18 protein-coding genes are annotated in these 17,306 nt (G+C 68.5%); 8 read left to right on the forward strand and 10 right to left on the reverse strand.

All coding sequences use genetic code 11. The features are described 5' to 3' along the window. Positions 1 to 66: 66 nt before the first annotated feature. From KXC42_RS15175 to hrcA, 3 genes are read right to left on the reverse strand one after another with little or no spacing between them, the layout of a single operon-like run. Positions 67 to 825 (reverse strand): 16S rRNA (uracil(1498)-N(3))-methyltransferase, encoded by a 759-nt coding sequence (locus KXC42_RS15175; protein ID WP_006554482.1) that lies wholly within the window; start codon positions 823 to 825, stop codon positions 67 to 69. 9 nt (positions 826 to 834) lie between these two features. Continuing rightward, a complete protein-coding gene (dnaJ, locus tag KXC42_RS15180) occupies positions 835 to 1,986 on the reverse strand; it encodes a molecular chaperone DnaJ (RefSeq protein ID WP_006554483.1) in 1,152 nt (383 codons plus the stop codon). A 49-nt stretch (positions 1,987 to 2,035) separates the two neighbouring features. Beyond that, positions 2,036 to 3,079, reverse strand: a complete 1,044-nt coding sequence (gene hrcA, locus KXC42_RS15185) for a heat-inducible transcriptional repressor HrcA (protein ID WP_006554484.1) — start codon at positions 3,077 to 3,079, stop codon at positions 2,036 to 2,038. A 157-nt stretch (positions 3,080 to 3,236) separates the two neighbouring features. Between hrcA and KXC42_RS15190 the strand changes: the two genes are divergently transcribed. Then, entirely contained in the window at positions 3,237 to 3,590 is a 354-nt protein-coding gene (locus tag KXC42_RS15190; RefSeq protein ID WP_006554485.1) for a type II toxin-antitoxin system VapB family antitoxin, read from the forward strand. A 210-nt stretch (positions 3,591 to 3,800) separates the two neighbouring features. Here the strand turns inward: KXC42_RS15190 and hemW are convergent, their stop codons facing one another. Further along, positions 3,801 to 5,024 (reverse strand): radical SAM family heme chaperone HemW, encoded by a 1,224-nt coding sequence (gene hemW / locus KXC42_RS15195; protein ID WP_174556243.1) that lies wholly within the window; start codon positions 5,022 to 5,024, stop codon positions 3,801 to 3,803. Between the two features lie 392 nt (positions 5,025 to 5,416). Between hemW and KXC42_RS15200 the strand changes: the two genes are divergently transcribed. The 7 genes from KXC42_RS15200 (at position 5,417) to KXC42_RS15230 (ending at position 12,896) form a co-directional block, all read left to right on the forward strand. Then, positions 5,417 to 7,132, forward strand: a complete 1,716-nt coding sequence (locus KXC42_RS15200; RefSeq protein WP_219129230.1) for a nitrite/sulfite reductase — start codon at positions 5,417 to 5,419, stop codon at positions 7,130 to 7,132. A 49-nt stretch (positions 7,133 to 7,181) separates the two neighbouring features. Further along, positions 7,182 to 7,910, forward strand: a complete 729-nt coding sequence (locus KXC42_RS15205) for a phosphoadenylyl-sulfate reductase (protein ID WP_006554488.1) — start codon at positions 7,182 to 7,184, stop codon at positions 7,908 to 7,910. Further along, positions 7,907 to 8,851 carry a sulfate adenylyltransferase subunit CysD gene (gene cysD / locus KXC42_RS15210; protein WP_006554489.1) on the forward strand — a complete coding sequence of 315 codons (945 nt, stop codon included), beginning with the start codon at positions 7,907 to 7,909 and terminating at the stop codon, positions 8,849 to 8,851. The genes KXC42_RS15205 and cysD overlap by 4 nt, the downstream gene beginning before the upstream one ends. Positions 8,852 to 8,853: 2 nt before the next feature. After that, the gene (locus tag KXC42_RS15215) at positions 8,854 to 10,188 is read left to right on the forward strand and encodes a sulfate adenylyltransferase subunit 1 (protein WP_006554490.1); all 1,335 of its coding nucleotides are present in this window, start codon (positions 8,854 to 8,856) and stop codon (positions 10,186 to 10,188) included. Next, positions 10,185 to 10,928 carry a sirohydrochlorin chelatase gene (locus KXC42_RS15220; protein ID WP_006554491.1) on the forward strand — a complete coding sequence of 248 codons (744 nt, stop codon included), beginning with the start codon at positions 10,185 to 10,187 and terminating at the stop codon, positions 10,926 to 10,928. Before KXC42_RS15215 ends, KXC42_RS15220 begins: the two co-directional genes overlap by 4 nt. Positions 10,929 to 11,033: 105 nt before the next feature. Beyond that, positions 11,034 to 11,924 (forward strand): polyphosphate kinase 2, encoded by an 891-nt coding sequence (gene ppk2 / locus KXC42_RS15225; RefSeq protein WP_006554492.1) that lies wholly within the window; start codon positions 11,034 to 11,036, stop codon positions 11,922 to 11,924. A 96-nt stretch (positions 11,925 to 12,020) separates the two neighbouring features. After that, positions 12,021 to 12,896 carry a universal stress protein gene (locus tag KXC42_RS15230; RefSeq protein ID WP_019288353.1) on the forward strand — a complete coding sequence of 292 codons (876 nt, stop codon included), beginning with the start codon at positions 12,021 to 12,023 and terminating at the stop codon, positions 12,894 to 12,896. 34 nt (positions 12,897 to 12,930) lie between these two features. On the opposite strand, the gene KXC42_RS15235 is transcribed toward KXC42_RS15230, so the two are convergent. The 6 genes from KXC42_RS15235 to KXC42_RS15255 form a co-directional block, all read right to left on the reverse strand. Next, the gene (locus KXC42_RS15235) at positions 12,931 to 13,929 is read right to left on the reverse strand and encodes a sulfate/molybdate ABC transporter ATP-binding protein (protein WP_019288354.1); all 999 of its coding nucleotides are present in this window, start codon (positions 13,927 to 13,929) and stop codon (positions 12,931 to 12,933) included. Continuing rightward, on the reverse strand, positions 13,926 to 14,732 hold the full coding sequence (gene cysW / locus KXC42_RS15240; protein WP_200358224.1) for a sulfate ABC transporter permease subunit CysW: 807 nt from the start codon (positions 14,730 to 14,732) through the stop codon (positions 13,926 to 13,928). The genes KXC42_RS15235 and cysW overlap by 4 nt, the downstream gene beginning before the upstream one ends. Continuing rightward, positions 14,729 to 15,526, reverse strand: coding sequence for a sulfate ABC transporter permease subunit CysT (gene cysT, locus KXC42_RS15245; protein WP_219130496.1), 798 nt, complete (start codon positions 15,524 to 15,526; stop codon positions 14,729 to 14,731). Before cysT ends, cysW begins: the two co-directional genes overlap by 4 nt. A 114-nt stretch (positions 15,527 to 15,640) precedes the next feature. Continuing rightward, entirely contained in the window at positions 15,641 to 16,666 is a 1,026-nt protein-coding gene (locus tag KXC42_RS15250) for a sulfate ABC transporter substrate-binding protein (protein ID WP_019288356.1), read from the reverse strand. 152 nt (positions 16,667 to 16,818) lie between these two features. Next, positions 16,819 to 16,911: an Ms4533A family Cys-rich leader peptide gene (locus KXC42_RS27770; protein ID WP_309568822.1), complete on the reverse strand. Its 93-nt coding sequence runs from the start codon at positions 16,909 to 16,911 to the stop codon at positions 16,819 to 16,821. A gap of 171 nt (positions 16,912 to 17,082) precedes the next feature. After that, positions 17,083 to 17,289: a hypothetical protein gene (locus KXC42_RS15255; RefSeq protein WP_019288357.1), complete on the reverse strand. Its 207-nt coding sequence runs from the start codon at positions 17,287 to 17,289 to the stop codon at positions 17,083 to 17,085. Between the last annotated feature and the right edge of the window lie 17 nt (positions 17,290 to 17,306).

The raw sequence follows: 17,306 nt of genomic DNA on the forward strand, positions 1-17,306 counted from the left end.
CAGCACAGAGAATCGGGACCCGCAAGCGATCCCTCAGCACAGAGAATCGGGACCCGCAAGCGATCCCTAGTGCAGGGGCCTGGTACGCCACCGGTCGGTCAACACACCGATCGCGCCGAGTGCGACGGCCGCGGCGGTCGAGGTGCGCAGCACCGTGGGGCCGAGACCGACGGCCACCGCGCCCGCGTCGACGAGGGTCTCGACCTCCGCGTCGTCGAGTCCGCCTTCGGGACCGACGATCAGCGTCAGCGAATCGACGTCGCGCACGGGCAGATCGGCGAAGGGGATCGTGGCGGATTCGTGGAGCACCGCGACGACGTCGCCGCGCTCGACGGCCGAGCGGACCCGTGCGACGACCTCGGGTGTGCGGTGCAACCCGGCCACCGTCGGCACGTGCGCGCGCCGCGACTGCTTCGCCGCGGACGTCGCGACCGCCTGCCACTTGGCAACACCCTTGTCCGCCTTGGCGTCCCACCGGGCGACACAGCGCGCCGACTGCCACGGTACGAACTCGTCGGCGCCGGCCTCGGTGGCCAGTTCGACGGCGAGTTCGGACCGGTCGGACTTCGGCAGCGCCTGCACGACGGTCACGCTCGGACGCGGCGGGTCGACAACGCGACGACCGAGCACGAGCGCTTCGAGCCGGTCCTTCGCGACCGCCGTGACCTCGACGTCGGCGACCTCACCGGCCCCGTCGGACAACACGAGCCGCTCGCCTACCGCGATACGGCGCACCGTCGCGGCGTGCCGGCCCTCCTTGCCGTCGAGCACGGCCGTTCGCCCCTCGTCGGGCAGCGGGTCGAGGTAGAACAGTGTCGCGGCCACCCGAGCGACCTAACGGGCGCTGAACGCGTCGCGCAGGCGCGAGAACAGGCCGCCGGTGTTCTGCGAACCCGTGGTCACGACCTCGACATGCTCCCGGTCGCTGTGCCGGCGCAGGTCCTCGAGCAGCTTCGTCTGCTTGTGATCGAGCTTGCTCGGCACCACGACCTCGAGATGCGCGTGCAGGTCGCCGCGCGTACCCGAGCGCAGCTTCGGCATGCCGTGGCCGCGCAGCACCGAGACCGAACCGGGCTGGGTGCCGGGATCGATGGTGATCTCGGTGGGGCCGTCGAGGATGGTCTCGATCGTCACCTTGGTGCCGAGCGCAGCGTCGACCATGGGCACGCGGATGGTGCAGTGCAGGTCGTCGCCGTCGCGCACGAAAACCTCGTGCTGCTGTTCGAGCACCTCGACGTAGAGATCGCCGGCAGGACCGCCGCCGGGGCCGACCTCGCCCTGGGCCGCGAGGCGGATGCGCATCCCGTTGCCGACGCCGGCGGGCACCTTGACGGTGACCTCGCGGCGGGCGCGCACGCGGCCGTCACCACCGCACTTGCGGCAGGGATCCGGGATCGTCTCGCCGACACCGCGGCAGGTGGGGCACGGGCGGGACGTCATGACCTGGCCGAGGAAGGAACGCTGGACGGACTGAACCTCACCGGCGCCACCGCAGGTCTCGCAGCGCACGGGCTTCGAATCGCCGTGGGTGCCGGAACCGGTGCACGCGTCGCACAGGATCGCGGTGTCGACCGTGACCGTCTTGGTGACGCCGCGAGCGCATTCCTCGAGGGTCAGGCGGGTGCGGAGCAGCGAGTCGGCGCCGGGCTGGACGCGGCCGCGCGGACCGCGGGAACCGCCGGCCCCACCACCGAAGAACGCCTCGAAGACATCACCGAGGCCGCCACCGAAGCCGGCGCCGCCGAAGCCGCCCGCACCGCCGCCACCGGGTTCGAGCGGGTCGCCGCCGAGGTCGACGATGCGTCGCTTCTCGGGATCCGACAGCACCTCGTAGGCGGCCGAGATCTCCTGGAAACGCTTCTGCGCCGACTCGTCGGGGTTCACATCCGGGTGGTGCTCGCGCGCCAACTTGCGGTACGCCCGTTTGATCTCCTGGTCGGTCGCGTTCTTGGACACGCCGAGCGTCCCGTAGTAGTCCCGTGCCACGTTTGGTTCTCGTCCTTACGTCGTTCTACAGAGCAAAAATGGACGGTGCTCAGCGTTCGCCGAGCACCTCACCGATATATCTCGCAACGGTGGCGACCGATGCGATGGTTCCCGGATAGTCCATCCGGGTGGGGCCGAGCACTCCCAGACCACCGAAGACCGTACCCGCGGCCCCGTAGCCGGTGGACACGACCGAGGTGGTGCGCATCTCCTCGAACTGGGTCTCCTCACCGATGCGGACGGTGACCCGGCCTGCGTCCTGGCTGGACGCGAGCAGTTTGAGCACCACGACCTGCTCCTCGAGGGCTTCGAGGACCGTACGCAACGAGCCCGGCAGCATGCCGTGGCCGTCGAAGTCGGCGGCGTTGCGGGTGAGATTGGCGGTGCCGCCGAGCACGAGACGCTCCTCGGGGTGCTCGACGAGGGTCTCCACCAACACGGTGGTGCACCGGATGAGCGCGTCGCGCAGATCGTCCGGTGCGTTGTCGGCGAGCTCGGTCACTGCGACGGAGGCCGCGGCGAGCCGCTTGCCGGTCAATGCCCCGCCGAGCAGCTCACGCAACCGCGACAGGCCGTCCTCGTCGATCACGTCGCCGAGTTCGACGATGCGCTGATCGACGCGGCCCGAGTCGGTGATGAGCACGAGCAGCAGCCGCGCCGGTGTCAGCCCGACCACCTCGAGATGTCGCACGGACGACGCGGAGAGCGTCGGGTACTGCACGACCGCGACCTGGCGGGTGAGCTGCGCGAGCAACCGCACCGCGCGGCGCAGCACGTCGTCGAGGTCGACGCCCGATTCGAGGAACTGCAGGATTGCGCGGCGCTCGGCCGACGAGAGCGGTTTGACCTCCGCGATCCTGTCGACGAACTGGCGGTAGCCCTTGTCGGTGGGCACGCGTCCCGAGCTCGTGTGGGTCTGTGTGATGTATCCCTCTGCTTCGAGCACAGCCATGTCGTTGCGGACCGTGGCGCTGGACACTCCGAGATTGTGCCGGTCGACGAGAGTCTTGGAGCCGATCGGCTCCTTGGTGGACACGTAATCCGCCACGATGGCGCGCAAGACCGTGAATCTCCGCTCCTCGGTACTCGACAACCCGCCACCTCCGTTTCCGCCGCCTGCAGGACTGCACCTCTCGGGGCCGTACCCTGTCAGTCTAATCGCGCGACGACCTCGAAGGTGTCGGGCACGTGTGCGATACCACCCCGAACCGGAAGCGACGCCTTCGGCGCGTCCCCCGTAATGTGTTCACATGATCTTCAAGGGCGTCCGGGACGGCAAGCCGTATCCCGATCACGGACTGTCTCTGCGCGACTGGTCGAGGATTCCGCCCCGCCAGGTGCGCCTCGACGAGATCGTCACGACGACGAAGGTGCTCGAACTCGACCGGCTGTTGTCGGAGGACTCGACGTTCTACGGCGATCTGTTCCCACACGCCGTCCAGTGGCAGGGCGTGCTGTACCTCGAGGACGGACTCCACCGTGCCGTGCAGTCTGCGCTGCGGAACCGGACGGTGCTGCACGTGCGTGTCTTCGAGTACGACGTGCTGATTCCCGGTGGCGTGCCCGACCCGGGCGCCGAGGTTCGGGGCCCGTCGCCCGCATAGCCCGATCAGGGGTGGATACCGTGGAGCCCCGCGATGTGTCGAGTGTGATCGTCACCCTCACGTTCGTCACCGTCGACGGCCGGACCGAGTCGGATAAGTACTAGGTGTCGGTGGTCGAGAACCGTGGGCGGCTGTCGGTCTACGACTCGGAGCGCATCGGAGCAGCATGACGCGACCGGTCGGTCGGAGCAGCATGACGCGACCGGACGGTCAGTCGTCCGCGCCGAGCAGGATGGTGCGGACCACCGCGTCGGCGAGCAGCCGGCCCCGGTCGGTCAGCACGAGCTGATCGTCGCGCTCCACGGCGAGCCCGTCGGCGACCACCGTCTCTGCTGCCTCGCGCTCACCGTCGTCGAGCTCCGACAACGGCAGGCCCGTGCGCAGCCGGACGGTGAGCATGACGAGTTCGGTGTGCCGGTCCTCGGCCGTGAGGTGTTCGCTGCCCCCGACGGGCAGGACTCCGTCGGCGAGGGTCGACGCGTAACGGGCGGGATGCTTGACGTTCCACCAGCGCACGCCACCGACGTGGCTGTGCGCGCCCGGCCCGGCGCCCCACCAGTCGCCGCCGTCCCAGTAACCGAGGTTGTGGGCGCAGCGCGCCGACGGATCATCGGCCTTCGCCCAGTTGGACACCTCGTACCAGGTCATCCCGGCGTCGGCGAGTCGCGCGTCGATCCGCTCGTACCGCGATGCGAGCACGTCGTCGTCCGGAGCCGGCAGCTCGCCGCGACGGACACGGCGAGCGAGGGCGGTGCCGTCCTCGACGATGAGCGCGTACGCCGAGACGTGGTCGACCCCCGCTTCGAGCACGGCGTCGAGGGAGGCGTCGAGGTCGGCGTCGCGCTCGCCGGGAGTACCGTAGATCAGATCGAGGTTGATGTGGCCGAAACCGGCCGCGCGCGCTTCCTTCGCCGCCGCGACGGGACGCCCGGGTGTGTGGGTGCGGTCGAGGACCGCCAGCACGTGGGGCGCCGCGGACTGCATGCCGAGCGACACGCGGGTGTATCCGGCCTCGCGGATCGACGAGAAGAACTCCGTGGAGGTCGACTCCGGGTTCGATTCGGTGGTCACCTCGGCGCCGGGAGCGAGCCCGAACGAGTCGCGGATCGCGTCGAGCACCTGCGCGAGACCGTCCGCGCCGAGCAGCGAGGGTGTTCCGCCGCCGACGAAGACCGTCTCGGCAGCGGGAGTCCGTCGTCCGGATTCGGACAGCAGCCGGGCACCGGCGTCGAGTTCGCGGCGCAGACCCTCCAGCCAGGACTGCGGCGACGCCGCGCTGCCGAGTTCCCCGGCCGTGTAGGTGTTGAAGTCGCAGTAGCCACAGCGGGTCGCGCAGAAGGGCACGTGCACGTACACACCGAACGGTCGCGTCCCCACTCCTGCGAGTGCCGAAGCGGGAAGTTCGAGACCGGCCGGACGACCCGCGATACCGATTTCCGTGCCGGTGCGTCGACCGATCTCAGTGCTGTTCACGCGCTCCAGTGTTCCAGAGACCTGAAGGGCGGCTCCGCGCGCGACGCCCCTACCTCGACATTTCCCGAAAATCGGGTGGAAATACCGCCCGCAATTCGGAATCGTCCCGGTGACGTGGCACAATGGTCCGCATGACAGGACACGGAGTGCGACTCGTGGCGCGACGCCACGTCGACTTCAAGCGCGTCTGCGCATCCTGTTGTCTGCCTTGCGCCGCTTGTCTCTGCGCCGACTGTCTCTAGTCGGCACTCCCCGGCACATCCCAGATCCCGCCGGGTCGAAGCATGCGTGCACGAGGTCAGCTCCCTCCTGCGCTCGTCGATCCGGTTCCAGCGAGTATCAGGAGACCCTGTATGTCGTCGATCACCGACGTCACGCCCGCCGACGAGTCGGCCACTCCCGCCCGCCGCGCGCGTCCCGCCAAGCGTCGCGCCGAAGGCCAGTGGGCCCTCGGCTACCGGGAGCCGCTCAACGCCAACGAGCAGACGAAGAAGGACGACAACCCGCTCAACGTCCGCAAGCGTATCGAGAACATCTATGCGCAAACCGGTTTCGACGGAATCGACAAGAGCGATCTGCGCGGCCGCTTCCGCTGGTGGGGTCTGTACACCCAGCGCGAGCAGGGCTACGACGGCACCTACACCGGTGACGAGAACATCGACCTGCTCGAGGCGAAGTACTTCATGATGCGGGTGCGCTGCGACGCCGGCGCCCTGAATCTCGCGCAGCTGCGGACGATCGCCGGTATCTCCACCGAGTTCGGTCGCGACACCGCCGACCTGTCCGACCGCGAGAACGTCCAGTACCACTGGATCGAGGTCGAGAACGTCCCCGAGATCTGGCGTCGTCTCGAATCGGTCGGCCTGAAGACCACCGAGGCGTGCGGCGACTGCCCTCGCGTCGTGCTCGGTTCGCCGCTCGCCGGTGAGTCCCTCGACGAGATCATCGACGGCACCCCCGCGATCGACGAGATCGTGCGCCGCTACATCGGCAACCCCGAGTACTCGAACCTGCCGCGCAAGTTCAAGACCGCGATCTCCGGCCAGCAGGACGTCGTGCACGAGATCAACGACGTCGCCTTCATCGGCGTCGAGCATCCCGAGCACGGCCCCGGCTTCGACCTGTGGGTCGGCGGCGGCCTGTCCACCAACCCGATGCTCGCGCAGCGGGTCGGCGCCTGGGTGCCGCTCGAGGAGGTCGCCGATGTGTGGGAAGGCGTCGTCGCGATCTTCCGCGACTACGGCTACCGGCGGCTGCGGTCCAAGGCACGCCTGAAGTTCCTCGTCAAGGACTGGGGCATCGAGAAGTTCCGCGAGGTGCTCGAGACCGAGTACCTGAAGCGTCCGCTCATCGACGGCCCGGCCCCGGCCGCACCGGAGCGTCCCATCGATCACGTCGGTATCCAGAAGCTACGCAACGGCCTCAACGCCGTGGGTGTCGCGCCGATCGCCGGTCGTGTCTCGGGCACGATCCTGTCGAAGGTCGCCGACGCCGCCGAACGTGCGGGTTCCGACCGGATCCGGTTCACCCCATACCAGAAGCTGATCGTGCTCGACGTGGCCGACGACAAGGTCGAGCAGCTCGTCACCGAGCTCGAGGCGCTGGGTCTGCCGGCCTCGCCGTCGCCGTGGCGCAAGAATCTCATGGCGTGCACGGGAATCGAGTTCTGCAAGCTGTCCTTCGTCGAGACGCGCAAGCGTTCGCAAGCCCTCGTGCCCGAGCTCGAGGAGCGTCTCGCCGACATCAACGCGCAGCTCGACGTCCCGGTGACGATCAACATCAACGGCTGCCCGAACTCGTGTGCGCGCTCCCAGATCGCCGACATCGGCTTCAAGGGTCAACTCGTCGACGACGGTGAGGGCAACCAGGTCGAAGGTTTCCAGGTGCACCTCGGCGGTGCGCTGGGCTTCGACGCGAAGTTCGGACGCAAGCTGCGCCAGCACAAGGTCACCAGTGCCGAGCTCGGCGACTACATCGAGCGGGTGGTGCGCACCTTCGTCAAGGAGCGCACGCCCGGCGAGCGCTTCGGCGAATGGGTCGTCCGCGCCGAGGAGGCAGACCTGCGATGACGGGCACTGCTGCAGCGGTCGACACGAAGACGGATCGGGAAGGGACGCGATGACGATCGATACGAACATCGACGAGCTCCGGAGTATTGCCGCGCAGGGGGCGGCAGAACTCGAAGGTGCGTCGGCGCAGGAACTCCTGCGGTGGACGGACGAGACCTTCGGTACCCCCACCACCGACGGTGGACGTAGCGGGTACATCGTCGCGTCCAACATGCAGGACGGTGTCCTGGTCCATCTGGCCGCGCAGCAGCGCCCCGGCGTGGACGTGCTGTTCCTCGACACCGGCTACCACTTCGCCGAGACGCTCGGCACGCGCGATGCGGTGGAGCAGGTGTACGGCGTGAACATCGTCAACGCCCGGGCGCAGCAGTCCGTCGCGGAGCAGGACGCCCTGCTCGGCAAGGATCTGTTCGCCCGCGACCCGAACGAGTGCTGCCGCCTGCGCAAGGTGGTGCCGCTGAAGGAGAGCCTGAAGGGCTACCGCGCCTGGGTGACCGGAATCCGCCGTGTCGAGGCGCCCACCCGCGCGAACTCACCGCTCATCTCGTTCGACGACGCGTTCGGACTGGTGAAGATCAATCCGATCGCGGCATGGTCCGACGAGGACATGCAGAACTACATCGACGAACACGGGATCCTCGTCAATCCGCTCGTCGACGAGGGCTACCCGTCCATCGGGTGCGCCCCGTGCACCACCAAACCACTTCCCGGAGCCGATCCGCGCAGCGGGCGCTGGGCCGGCCGAGCCAAGACCGAATGCGGGTTGCACGCCTCATGACACTCACCGATACGAATCCCACCGAGACCCGGACGCTGCTGGACGGCAACCGGTTCGACACCCTCGACGCCCTCGAGTCGGAAGCGATCCACGTCTTCCGCGAGGTCGCGGGCGAGTTCGAACGCCCCGTCATCCTGTTCTCGGGAGGCAAGGACTCCACCGTCCTGCTGCACCTCGCCATCAAAGCGTTCTGGCCCGCGCCGCTGCCCTTCGCGCTGCTGCACGTCGACACCGGCCACAACCTCCCCGAGGTCCTCGAGTTCCGCGACCACGTCGTCGAAAAGTACAACCTCCGACTGCACGTCGCGAGTGTCGAGGACTACCTCGCCGACGGCCGGCTCACCGAGCGTCCCGACGGCATCCGCAACCCGCTGCAGACCGTGCCGCTGCTCGACGCGATCTCGGAGAACCGGTTCGACGCCGTCTTCGGTGGCGGCCGCCGCGACGAGGAGCGTTCGCGCGCCAAGGAGCGGATCTTCTCGCTGCGCAACGCATTCGGCCAGTGGGATCCGAAGCGTCAGCGTCCGGAGTTGTGGAATCTGTACAACGGGCGGCACGCACCCGGGGAGCACGTGCGTGTCTTCCCGCTGAGCAACTTCACCGAGCTCGACATCTGGCGCTACATTGCCCGCGAGAACGTCGAACTGGCGAGCATCTACTACGCGCACGAGCGCCCCGTCTACCGCCGCGACGGCATGTGGATGACCCCGGGTGTCTGGGGCGGTCCGGCCGAGGGCGAAGAGCCCGAGACGCGTTCGGTGCGCTACCGCACCGTCGGCGACGGATCGACCACCGGCGCGATCCTGTCCGAGGCCTCCACGAACGAGGAGATCCTCGCCGAGGTCGCGGCATCACGACTGACCGAGCGCGGCGCCACCCGCGGCGACGACCGGGTTTCCGAAGCGGCGATGGAAGACCGCAAGCGAGAGGGCTATTTCTGATCATGAGCGACCTTCACGAGCAGAGCGTGCAGAGCGACACGCAGCTGCTGCGCCTCGCCACCGCCGGTTCGGTCGACGACGGCAAGTCCACCCTGGTGGGACGACTGCTCTACGACACCAAGTCCGTACTCGCCGACCAGATCGACGCCGTCACCCGCGCGTCGGTCGACCGCGGCCTCGACACCCCCGACCTCTCGCTGCTCGTCGACGGCCTTCGCGCCGAGCGTGAGCAGGGCATCACCATCGACGTGGCGTACCGCTACTTCGCGACGCCGAAGCGCAGCTTCGTCCTCGCGGACACCCCGGGTCACGTCCAGTACACCCGCAACACGGTGTCGGGTGCGTCCACCGCGCAGCTCGTCGTCCTGCTCGTCGACGCGCGCAAGGGTGTCGTCTCGCAGACCCGCAAGCACGCCGCCGTGCTGGCCCTGCTCGGTGTGCCGAAGCTCGTCCTCGCGGTCAACAAGATCGACCTCGTCGAGGATCCGGCCTCGGTGTTCGCGCAGATCTCCGCCGAGTTCGGGGAACTGACGAGTTCGCTCGGCTGGGCACCCGAGGACGTGCAGGAGATCCCGGTCTCCGCGCTGCACGGCGACAACGTGGCCGTGCGCAGCGAGAGCACCCCCTACTACGACGGCCCGACGCTCATCGAGCACCTCGAGTCGGTTCCCGTCGACGCCGATGTGCACGGCCGGCACGAGACCGGTCTGCGCTTCCCGGTGCAGTACGTGATCCGTCCCCGCACCGCCGAGTTCCCCGACTACCGCGGCTACGCCGGTCAGGTCGCGGCAGGGTCCGTGCGCCCCGGTGACGAGGTCGTCGTGCTGCCGTCCGGTGTCCGCACCACCGTCGAGCGCATCGACAGTGCCGACGGCGCATTCGATGTCGCGCACGCCGGCCGGTCGGTGACCCTCGTGCTCGCCGACGACGTCGACGTCTCCCGCGGCGACATCATCGCCACCCCGGAGGCGGCACCCGAGCCGCTGTCGGAGTTCGAGGCCACCGTGTGCTGGCTCGCCGAGAAGCCGTTGCGCCCGGGCGCCCGGTTGCTGCTCAAGCACGGCACCCGCATCACGCAGGCCATCGTCGGGACGATCGACGAGCGGTTCGACGAGCAGGATCTCTCCTCCGTCCCGAGCCCGGAGAGCATCGAGCTCAACGAGATCGCGCGCATCACGGTGCGTGTGGCCGAGCCGATCGCCGCGGACGACTACCGCATCAACCGCCGCAGCGGCAGCTTCCTGCTGATCGATCCGGCCGGGGGCAACACCCTCGCCGCGGGTCTCGTGGGCGACGGACTCGCCGACATCGAGCTCGGGGACCGCGTCCCGGCATGATGCCGCTCGTCGCCGTCGCGCACGGCAGTCGCGACCCGCGTTCGGCGCAGGCCGTGGCTGCCGCGCTCGACACCGTCCGGGCCGAGAACCCCGGTCTGGACGTGCGACTCGCGTTCCTCGACCTGAACACCCCGTCGGTCGGTCAGGCTCTCGACGCGCTCGCCGCGGACGGGCACCGGCAGGTCGCGGTGGTGCCGCTGCTGCTCGGCAGCGCCTTCCACGCGCGGGTCGATCTGCCGGCCCTGTTGCACGAAGCGCAGCAACGTCATCCGCTGCTCGAGGTGCTGTGCTCGCCGATCCTCGGCGACGACGATCTCCTCGTCGACGCGGCTCGCGATCTCATCACGGCCACGGGGGTGTCGGCCGACGATCCGTCCGTCGGTATCGCAGTGTGCGCGGTGGGATCGCGACGCCCCGAAGCGAACCGGGCGACCGGGCTGGTCGTGCCCCGCATTCTCGTCGGCACGGCGTGGACGCAGGCCGCGGCGTGCTTCGCCACGACCGGTCCGTCCGTGGGGACGACCCTCGCCGACCTCACCTCCCGCGGTGCCCGCACCGTCGTGCTGACACCGTGGATCCTCGCCCCCGGACTGCTGTGGGACCGTGCCTGCGCCGAGGCCGACAGCCTCGGGCACGTGCGGGTCGCGCAGACCCTCACCCGGCACGATGCCGTCGCGCGGGTGATCACCGAGCGCTACACCGAGGCCGTGCACCGGCGGCGCGGACTGCGCGTGGCCTGAGTCACTTCCGGATCTCCACCCGAGTTCACGCACGATTCGCATTCCTCCGCTACAACGGAGTCACGGTCGTCGTCCGACGACATCGGTGATCCGGGAGGGCCTCACGTGCAGAACGAACTTCGGCGCTACATCGATCGGCTCCGCACGGAGGGCTATTCGGTGCGCGACGACCACGGTGAGGACCCCGATCTGATCGACATCGAGGGCCGGGCCGTCGACACCTGGCGGGAGAACTATCCGTACGACACCCGGATGGACCGCGCCACCTACGAGGTCGAGAAGTATCTCCTGCAGATCGAACTGCTGAAGTTCCAGTCGTGGGCCAAGGACAACGGCTCCAAGCACATCATCGTGTTCGAAGGTCGCGACGCCGCCGGCAAGGGCGGCACGATCAAGCGGTTCCAGGAGTACATCAACGTCCGGCACGCCCGGACCGTCGCGCTGAACAAGCCGTCCGACCGTGAGCAGGGCCAGTGGTATATGCAGCGCTACATCCAGCACTTCCCCACCGCCGGTGAGCTCGTACTGTTCGACCGCTCCTGGTACAACCGAGCCGGCGTCGAACGGGTCATGGGTTTCTGCAGCGACGACGAGTACGAACGTTTCATGGAGCACGTCCCGTTGTTCGAGAAGCTCGTCGTGGACGCCGGCATCACCCTGACGAAGTTCTGGTTCTCCGTCACCCGGAGGGAGCAGCGCACGCGCTTCGCCATCCGCCAGCTCGATCCGGTGCGGCGGTGGAAGCTGTCGGAGATGGACCTCGAATCGCTCGACAAGTGGGACCAGTACACCGACGCGAAGGAAGAGATGTTCCGGCGCACCGACACCGACTGGGCGCCGTGGACGACCATCAAGTCCAACGACAAGAAGCGGGCCCGGGTCAACGCGATGCGGTTCTTCCTCAACCAGTTCGAGTACGACGACAAGGACCGTCAGATCGTCTTCCCGGCCGACCCGAGGATCGTGCAGCGCGGCAAGGACGCCGTCGGCGACTAGCTGCCGGGAGGTCGTGCTCCGGGCGTGCCGAGGTGCGCAGGACTGGCGCCCAGACTGCGATCCGTACCACACTGGATGGTGACGCGAGGAGGCAGCATGGGCACAGCCAATGTCGGTCACGGAATCGTCGTCGGCATCGACGGATCGGACAGCGCACTCGATGCGGCCCGGTGGGCCGCCTGCGTCGCCCGACGTCTCGGCGAACCGATCGACCTGGTCCACGTTCATCCCCCCACCTCCGGCGACGGGACCGACCCGTCGGAGGAAGCCGTTCTGACCGCCGCGGAAGCGGCAGTTCGGGGCGCGGTCGACCGGGTCGAGGTCCGGCGGTCCACTCCGTCGGGCAAGCCGGATCGAGTGCTCACCGACCTGTCGCGCGAGGCACGGATGATCGTCCTCGGCCACACGACCACCACGGAGTGGGAGTCGATGATCCGGCGCTCCGACGTCGTGTCGGTGGCCAACCACGCGGAATGCCCGGTGGTGACGTGGCGCAGCCGCGACGGATTCCAACCGCCCGACGGGCGCCCGGTCGTCGTCGGAGTGGACGGCACCGAGGTCAGCGAGTCCGCCGTCGAGCATGCGTTCGCGACCGCCGCGGCGCTCGAGGCACCCCTCGTCGCGATCCACACCTGGACGGAGCAGTCCACGCTCACCTACGGCGAGGGGTCACGGTTCACGGACTGGACGGCCTACGTCGAGCACCGGAGGGAGGAGATGAAGTCGCATACCTCCGGGCACACCGAACGGTTCCCCGACGTCGCGGTCTCCTACCGGGTCGAGCGGGGCAAGCCCGACATCGTCCTGCTCGAGGAATCCAAGAGTGCCCAGCTCGTGGTGGTCGGCAGCCACGGCCGGAGCCCGCTGGCCGCTGCGGTGGTCGGCTCGAGCAGTCAGGGACTCATCCATCACAGTTGCTGTCCGGTCATGATCTGCCGCGCCCACCACCGATCGGAAACCGAGGCCCACTGAGCCGACCCGCGTGACCCTCGAGTCCCCCGCTCGGTTACTGTGCGGCGGTACCGAGCGGGGCGGTCTCCGACGCGGCCGGAGCGTGCGCGTAGACGGTGTCGCCCGCGACGAGCCCCAGGTCGTGGGTTTCGCCGCGGGTGATCTGCGTCGTGAACTGCTCACCCGTCGCGTCGTTGCGCAGTTCGACGCGCACCTCGAAGCCCAGCCGGACCACACGCTCGACGGTCGCCCGCGTGACACCGACCGAGCCGCCGGAGGTGTCGGAGAGCGCAGGTTGCCGGGCGAGCCGGATGTCGTGCGGCCGCACCAGCACGCCGTTGAGCTTGGACACCGTCCCGAGGAACGACATCACGAAGCTGTTCGCCGGGCGATCGTAGAGTTCCTCCGGCGTTCCGACCTGTTCGATACGTCCGGCATTCATCACCGCGATGCGGTCGGCGACGTCGAGCGCCTCCTCCTGGTCGTGCGTGACGAGCACGGTGGTCACGTGCACCTCGTCGTGCAGGCGGCGCAGCCAGGTCCGCAGGTCGGCGCGCACCTTCGCGTCCAGGGCACCGAACGGCTCGTCGAGCAGCAGCACCTGCGGGTCGACGGCGAGAGCACGGGCGAGCGCCATGCGCTGACGCTGGCCACCGGACAACTGCGCCGGATAGCGTCGCTGGAACCCGCCGAGCCCGACGATCTCGAGCAGGTCGTCGACCCGCTTCGTGATCTCGGCCTTGGGCCGCTTGCGGATCTTGAGTCCGAAGGCGACGTTCTCGCGCACGGTCATGTGCTTGAACGCGGCGTAGTGCTGGAAGACGAAACCGATGTCGCGCTTCTGCGGGGTGACGCCGGTGACGTCCTTACCGGCAATGTGGACGGTGCCCGCGTCGAGGGTCTCGAGGCCGGCGATCGAACGCAGCAGCGTCGACTTCCCCGAACCCGAGGGTCCGAGCAGGGCGGTGAGCGAGCCGGACGGGATGTCGATGTCGACGTCGGCGAGTGCGGCGAAATCTCCGTAGTTCTTGCGCGCCCCGGTAACAGTGATCATTCGGTGGTCCTCTTCCGGTCGAGCAGGGTCATCAGCAGCAGGACGATCACCGCGATGGCCATGAGCAGGGTCGCGGCGCTGTAGGCGCCGAAGGTGTTGTGGTCGTCGATGTACCGGGCGTGCACGAGCAGCGTCAGGGTCTGGGAGACGCCGGGGAAGCCGGACGAGACCATGATGACGGCGCCGAACTCGCCGAGGGCCCGCGCGACGGTGAGGACGATGCCGTAGGTCAGGCCCCAGCGGATCGCCGGCAACGTGATCCGCCAGAAGGTCTGCAAGGTGTTCGCGCCGAGGGTCGCGGCGGCCTGCTCCTGCTCCTCACCGATCTCGCGCAGCACCGGTTCGACCTCGCGCACGACGAACGGCAGCGTCACGAAGATCGTCGCGAGCACCATGCCCGGCAGGCCGAAGATCACCTTGAAGCCGAGATCCTCGACGGCACCGAACCAGCCGTTGGCGCCCCACAACATGATCAGGGCGACACCCACGACGATCGGCGAGACCGCGAAGGGCAGGTCGACGACGGCCTGCAACAGTCCCCTCCCCGGGAATCTGCCGCGGACGAGCGCCAGCGCGACGACGATGCCGAAGATCACGTTCACGGGCACGACGATCGCGACGATGAGCAGCGACAGGTTCAGCGCCGAGATCGCCGCCGGGGTGCTGATCGACTCGGCGAACGCCACGATGCCGTTCTCGAAGGTGCGGTAGAGGATCACCCCGATCGGGACGAGCAACAGTACGAACAGGTAGGCGAGCGCGACGAAGCGCAGCGACAGTCGGGATGCGAGGGACGGTTTCACCGGTCGTCCTCCTCTCGGCGCAGCCCCCGATTCGCGACCAGGCGCAGGACGAACAGCACGACGAAGGCGATCACCAGCAGCGCGACGGAGACCGCGGCGGCGTTGACCGGCCGGTCGATCTCGATCTGCTGCTGGATGTACTGCGACGCGACCTGGGTCTTGTACGGGATGTTGCCGCCGATGAGCACGATCGAGCCGTACTCGCCGATGGCGCGGGCGAATGCCAGGCCGGTGCCGCCGAGGACCGCCGGCGCGAGCACGGGCAGCACGACCGTGCGGAAGATCGTGAAGTTGCCGGCGCCGAGCGAGGCGGCGGCCTCCTCGACCTCACGGTCGGCCTCGATGAGCACCGGCTGCACCGAGCGCACCACGAACGGCAGCGTGACGAACGCCAGCGCCACCACCAGTCCCGGCTCGGTCGCGTTGAGCTGCACACCGATCGGGCTCTGCGGCCCGTACAGCGAGAGCAGCACGATGCTCGCGACGATCGTCGGTAGCGCGAAGGGCAGGTCGATCAGGGCATTGACGAACTTCTTGCCCGGGAACTCGTCGCGGACGAGCACCCAGGCGATCACCGTGCCCATCACCGCGTTGATCGCCGCGACGACCAGCGAGACGACGACGGTGATCCGTAGGGTCGCCAGGGCGGCCGGAGCGGTGATCGCATCGACGAACGTCCCGAGACCGTCCGAGACGGAGTGGAAGGCCAGGGCCGCGAGGGGAAGCACGACGATCAGGCTCAACCACAGTGTGGCGATGCCGATACCGAGGGGCCCGACGGCGCCGGTGAACATCCGGCGTCGTGGTCGGGCGGGGGCCGTGGCGGACGGCCGGCGACGCGAACCCGCCGGGGCGGGAGACGAACCTCCCGACCCGGCGGTGTGTTCCGAAACGGTCACGCGCGTGCTCTACTTCGTTGCGTTGTCGTAGATCACCGCGATGGTGCCGGTGCTGTCGGCGAACAGCTCCTCGTTCACGGTCTCCCAACCGCCGAGATCGGCGACGGTCCACAGCTTCTCCGGCTGCGGGAACTCATCGGCGAATTCCTCGGCGACGGTCGGATCGACGGGCCGGAAACCGGCTTCGGCCCACAGGCGCTGGGCCTCGGGGGTGTACAGGAAGTCGTTGAACGCCTGCGCGACCTCGACGTCCTTCGCGTTCTTCAGTACCGCCGCAGGGTTCTCGATCTTGAAGGTGACGGGCGGGGTGACGTGCTCGACGGGGTCGCCGTTGCGCTCGATGAACAGTGCCTCGTTCTCGTAGCTCAGCAGCACGTCGCCGGTGCCCTGCAGGAAGGTCTCGGTGGCCTCGCGACCGGACTTCGGCTGCACCTTCACATGGTCGGTGACCAGTGCGGTGACGTAGTCGATGCCGGCCTGCGGGTCGGCGCCGCCGTTGCTCTTCGCGGCGTACGGCGCAAGCAGGTTCCACTTCGCCGAACCCGAGCTGAACGGGTTGGGGGTGACGACCTCGACATCCGGCCGGAGCAGGTCGTCCCAGTCCCGGATGTTCTTCGGGTTGCCCTCACGGACGACGATGGTCACGACCGATCCGAACGGTATCCCGTTGTAGGCGTTGTCGTTCCAGTTCTCGTCGACGAGTCCCGCGTCGACGAGACGGGTGATGTCGGGCTCGACGGAGAAGTTCACGAAGTTCGCCTCGGCGCCGTCGCGCACCTTGCGGGACTGGTCTCCGGAGGCGCCGTAGGACTGCTGGAAGACGACGCCCTCGCCTTCCTCGGTCTCCTGGAAGGCGGGGATCAGCGAGTCGAATCCGACCTTGGGCACGGCGTAGGCGTAGAGGTTGACCGTGCCGCCGGATCCGTCGCCGCCGCTCTCGGCTCCGACGGTGTCGCTCGAACCACCGGAGCAGGCGGTGAGGGAGAGTGCGGTGACCGCAGCGAACGCCGCGACAACGAACCTGGAACGTTTCATGACGAGCCTCCTGAGGGGCTGTTTCGAGGGGGGATGAACGCGACCGGCACCGGACGAGGGGCTGCCGGAATCGGACCGGCCGGGATTCGCGAGGATGCGGCACCGACGGACGAGAGGATCCGGAAGACGGGGACCGCGGAGAGAAGGAGGATTCAGCGACAACAGTCGATGTCGGCGACCGATGGCATGCCCACAGCGATCAACGCCAACTCGTGGCGGAGGCGGGGCAGAGTGGTCGCGGACACGCGGCAGAGATTAGCAGAGGTCGAGGGTCGACCGAAATCGACGATTCGGACACCGGACGTCGAGCACCGAACCGGATGCGCGAGCGGCGTGCTCACATGGAGACGAGCCATGCGACGACGACGATGATCAGCAGCGCGATCAGCGCCAGGGTTACGCGCGAACGCGGCATGTCAGCAATCCTCCGTCGTCGTGGCGGGCGAGTCCGTCTCTCCGCGGCCGAGCAGTCCGAAGACACCGGCCATCGCCCGATCGAGCAGCCATGCGACCCCGGAGCAGGCCGGCACCAGCACTGCGAGCACCAGGGCCACCTGGGGGACGAAGGACAGGCCCGCGAGCCACAGCTCGAAGCCGTCCCACCACGAAGCCACCCGATCCATTGCCTACACCCTAGTAG

Origin of the sequence: Rhodococcus sp. LW-XY12 (assembly GCF_019317345.1) — a bacterium.
Lineage (GTDB): Bacteria > Actinomycetota > Actinomycetes > Mycobacteriales > Mycobacteriaceae > Rhodococcus > Rhodococcus pyridinivorans.

Bases quoted from the DNA above. Each gene is read 5' to 3' on its own strand.
- KXC42_RS15190 (WP_006554485.1), top strand. From the start codon at position 3,237: ATGATCTTCAAGGGCGTCCGGGACGGCAAGCCGTATCCCGATCACGGA.
- KXC42_RS15200 (WP_219129230.1), top strand. From the start codon at position 5,417: ATGTCGTCGATCACCGACGTCACGCCCGCCGACGAGTCGGCCACTCCC.
- KXC42_RS15205 (WP_006554488.1), top strand. From the start codon at position 7,182: ATGACGATCGATACGAACATCGACGAGCTCCGGAGTATTGCCGCGCAG.
- cysD (WP_006554489.1), top strand. From the start codon at position 7,907: ATGACACTCACCGATACGAATCCCACCGAGACCCGGACGCTGCTGGAC.
- KXC42_RS15215 (WP_006554490.1), top strand. From the start codon at position 8,854: ATGAGCGACCTTCACGAGCAGAGCGTGCAGAGCGACACGCAGCTGCTG.
- KXC42_RS15220 (WP_006554491.1), top strand. From the start codon at position 10,185: ATGATGCCGCTCGTCGCCGTCGCGCACGGCAGTCGCGACCCGCGTTCG.
- KXC42_RS15230 (WP_019288353.1), top strand. From the start codon at position 12,021: ATGGGCACAGCCAATGTCGGTCACGGAATCGTCGTCGGCATCGACGGA.
- KXC42_RS15235 (WP_019288354.1), bottom strand. From the start codon at position 13,929: ATGATCACTGTTACCGGGGCGCGCAAGAACTACGGAGATTTCGCCGCA.
- cysT (WP_219130496.1), bottom strand. From the start codon at position 15,526: ATGTTCACCGGCGCCGTCGGGCCCCTCGGTATCGGCATCGCCACACTG.
- KXC42_RS15250 (WP_019288356.1), bottom strand. From the start codon at position 16,666: ATGAAACGTTCCAGGTTCGTTGTCGCGGCGTTCGCTGCGGTCACCGCA.
- KXC42_RS15255 (WP_019288357.1), bottom strand. From the start codon at position 17,289: ATGGATCGGGTGGCTTCGTGGTGGGACGGCTTCGAGCTGTGGCTCGCG.